General features: G+C 72.2%; 3 protein-coding genes. 2 read left to right on the top strand and 1 reads right to left on the bottom strand.

Features of this window, described 5'->3' with window-relative positions:
• Positions 1–476: 476 nt before the first annotated feature.
• Positions 477–1,238 carry an RNA methyltransferase gene (locus LCD31_RS21185; protein WP_224960508.1) on the bottom strand — a complete coding sequence of 254 codons (762 nt, stop codon included), beginning with the start codon at positions 1,236–1,238 and terminating at the stop codon, positions 477–479.
• A gap of 68 nt (positions 1,239–1,306) precedes the next feature.
• Here LCD31_RS21185 and LCD31_RS21180 point away from each other — a divergent pair, with 68 nt between their 5' ends.
• Positions 1,307–2,722: a wax ester/triacylglycerol synthase family O-acyltransferase gene (locus LCD31_RS21180; RefSeq protein WP_224960507.1), complete on the top strand. Its 1,416-nt coding sequence runs from the start codon at positions 1,307–1,309 to the stop codon at positions 2,720–2,722.
• Positions 2,719–3,222, top strand: coding sequence for a hypothetical protein (locus tag LCD31_RS21175; protein ID WP_224960506.1), 504 nt, complete (start codon positions 2,719–2,721; stop codon positions 3,220–3,222). Before LCD31_RS21180 ends, LCD31_RS21175 begins: the two co-directional genes overlap by 4 nt.
• Positions 3,223–3,337 lie beyond the last annotated feature (115 nt).

Raw genomic sequence — 3,337 nt, 5'->3', positions numbered from 1 at the left:
AGGGGCTGGGGTGAAGACGATGATGGGGGCCTGGTCCCCAGGGAGTGGCTTGAAGGCCACTGCCTGGGGACCGGCCCCCCTTTTTTTGTGTTCCTTGGCAGGACCTCGGCACCGGGTCCAGCGGGTGGGGCGTTGGGGTGCGGGTTGTGGGGCCTGGTCTTCGACGATGGCATGACGCCACCCTCTGGCTACCGGCCCCTTTGTCCCGCTTGCAGGCCGCAACGCCTCCCGTTCGCATCTTCGACGACGTCCCTCCCAGGCGAACGGCCGAACGTGCGCTGAACCTCGCCCCGCCGGCGAAGTCGCCCCCGCGCGCCAGCGGACATTCCCACGCACCGACGAAGCGGCCGGCTCGAACGACGCGCCTCCAGGCCGCATTCACTGCTAATAGCCGCACTTGAACAACGAGCAGGAAAAAGCCCCGGTGCCGTGCCGCAGCACCGGGGCTTCACCAGGACGAAGCGGAGAACCGCAGCTCAGCCCCCGCGCCGCCGCAGCAGCTCGAAGCAGAGCACCGCGGCCGCGCTGGCCACGTTCAACGATTCGACACCACCCCGCATCGGGATGGCGAGCCGCTGCGCGATGCGGGTACCGACCTCTTCGGAGAGCCCCGCCGTTTCGCTGCCGAGCACGAACGCGGCCCGAGAACCGAAGTCGGCTTCGAAGATGCTCTCCGCCCCGGTGGCCTCCAGCGCGTACAGCGGATAGCCGGCGTCGGTGAGCATCTCGGCGGCATCCCCGGCGGTGGTGCAGCGCAGCACCGGCGCGTGGAAGGCGACGCCGGCGGAGGCCTTGATGACGAGCGGGTCCAGCCCGGCGACACCGCGGTGCGGAACGATGATGCCGTCGATGCCCGCGGCCGTGGCGGTCCGCAGGATCATGCCGACGTTCGCGGGCGTGGTGAGCCCGTCCAGCAGCAGGACCTGCCGCGGGGCGGTGGCCGGGTCGTCGAGGGCGTCGACCAGCGGGCGCATCTTCCGCGCCACCACGTCGGCGAGCACGCCCTGGTCGTGCCGCCCGTTGCCGGCGAGGACCTTCACCCGGTGCGCGCTGGCGCGCTGCACCTTCACCGCGCGGTCGGCGGCGGCTTCCTTGATCTCGTTGATCGCGGGGCCGCCGATGCCCTCGGCGATGATCACCTTGTCGACGCGCAGGTCCAGGTCGGACAGCGCCTCCAGGACCGGTTTCCGGCCGTAGACGGTGACGAACCGATCTTTGGGTGAGGTAGTGCTGGTCACGCGGTCCAGTGTCACACGAGGCGACGCGACCGCTCTGAGCAGGCCGATGGTGTGCCAGTATCGCGGGCATGCCCGATCGCCTCTCCGCACTCGACGCCTCGTTCCTGTACCTGGAGGACCACACGACGCCGATGCACGTGGGTGGGGTGGCGGTGTTCCGCAGGCCGCGCAGCGGGTTCGAGTACGACCACGTGCTCTCGATGATCGATCGCAGGCTGGCGATGGTGCCGCGGTACCGGCAGAAGGTGCGGCAGTTGCCGGGGAAGCTGGCGCGCCCGGTGTGGGTGGACGACCAGGACTTCGACATCACCTACCACGTGCGCCGGTCCGCGTTGCCGAAACCGGGCAAGGACGAGCAGCTGCACGAGCTGGTGGCCCGGTTGATGTCCCGCAAGCTGGACCCGGAGCGCCCGTTGTGGGAGTTGTACCTGGTGGAGGGCTTGTCCCGAAGCCGGGTCGCGGTGATCACCAAGACGCACCAGGCGATGGTGGACGGGATCGGCGCGCTCGACATCGGGCAGGTGATCTTCGATCGGTCGACGTCCCCGGAGCGGCAGGAGGTCGAGGACCTGTGGATGCCGCGGCCGGAGCCGAGCCCCGCGCAGCTGGTGCTGGAGGCGGTGACGGAGGCGGTGCAGCGTCCGGGCGAGGTGGTGGAGAACGCCCGCTCGGCGGTCGGGGACGTGGCGGCGACGGTGCGGAAGGTGACCGGGGCGCTCGGCGGTCTCGCCTCGGCGGTGCGGGCCGCGGCGGTGCCCACCCCGGGCGGGCCGCTGAACGGGCCGACGTCGACGCAACGCCGCTTCGCGGTGGCCAGGGCGAAGCTGGACGACTTCCGCGCGGTCCGGCAGTCGCACGGTGGCACGGTGAACGACGTGGTGCTGGCGGTGGTGGCGGGGGCGCTGCGGAACTGGCTGCTGTCCCGGGGCGAGGTCGTGTCGGGTTCGACGACGCTGCGCGCGATGGTGCCGGTGTCGGTGCGCGGTGCGGATTCCGGTGGCGCCGACGAGGTTTCCGGGGCGGACGGCAACCGGGTGGCGGCCTACCTGGTGGACTTGCCGGTGGGGGAGCCGAGCCCGGTGCTGCGGCTGCACCACATCAGCCACGCGTTGCGGGCGCACGCCGAATCGGGCCGCTCGGTGGCGGCGGAGGCCTTGGTGGGCGTGTCCGGTTTCGCCCCGCCGACGCTGCACGCGTTGGGGGCGCGGGTGGCCAACGGCTTCTCGGACCGGTTGTTCAACGTGCTGGTGACGAACGTGCCGGGCCCGCAGGTACCGCTGTACGCGGCGGGCGCGAAGATGACGGAGATGTTCCCGGTGGTGCCGCTGGCGAAGAACCAGTCGCTGGCGATCGGGGTGACCTCCTACGACGGAGGGGTGTACTTCGGCCTGAACGGGGACCGGGACGCCATGTCCGATGTGGACGTGCTCGCGGCCATGATCGGGGAGTCAGTGGAAGAGATGATCGGGACGGTCGACGGATGAGGGTTTACCTGCCCGCCACGGTGCGCATGACGCGCGGCCTGGTGGAGGACCAGCAGATCCAGCCGCTCAGCGGCACCGGTTTCGCGTTGACGCCCGCGCTGCGGGAGTCGTACGCGGCGGGGGACACCGAGGAGCTGGAGTACGCCGCGATGCGCGAGGCCGCGCGGGCCTCGTTGCGGCTGATCGCGAGCGAGCTCGCGGAGGACGAGAAGGCGGACCTGCGCCGGGTGGTGATCTCCGCCGACGTCGAGGACGTGGCGCTGCGCCCGGACCTGGACCACGCGGTGGTGCGGCTGTCCGGGCCGGTGCCGTGGAAGAAGGTCGCGGCCGTGCACGTGGACTCGCCGGACGCGGAGGACGCGGTGCGCGCCGCCGCCGGCGTGATCGACTCGGCGGACCTGGGGGACCCGGACGCGGAGTTCGTGCTGGGCGAGGCCGAGGACCACGAGCTGTCCTGGTACGCGCCGCAGGAGGTTCCGTTCCTGCTGGAACTGATGTGACCCGGGCGGGGGGGGGGGGGGGGGGGGGGGGGGGGGGGGGGGGGGGGGGGGGGGGGGGGGGGGGGGGGGGGGGGGCGGGGGGGGGCGCGCGGGCGCGGGCGGGGGGCGGGGCGGG

The organism is Saccharopolyspora sp. 6M (genome assembly GCF_020176775.1).
Taxonomy (GTDB): domain Bacteria; phylum Actinomycetota; class Actinomycetes; order Mycobacteriales; family Pseudonocardiaceae; genus Saccharopolyspora_C; species Saccharopolyspora_C gregorii.
This window is presented reverse-complemented; position numbering and strand designations above follow the sequence as displayed.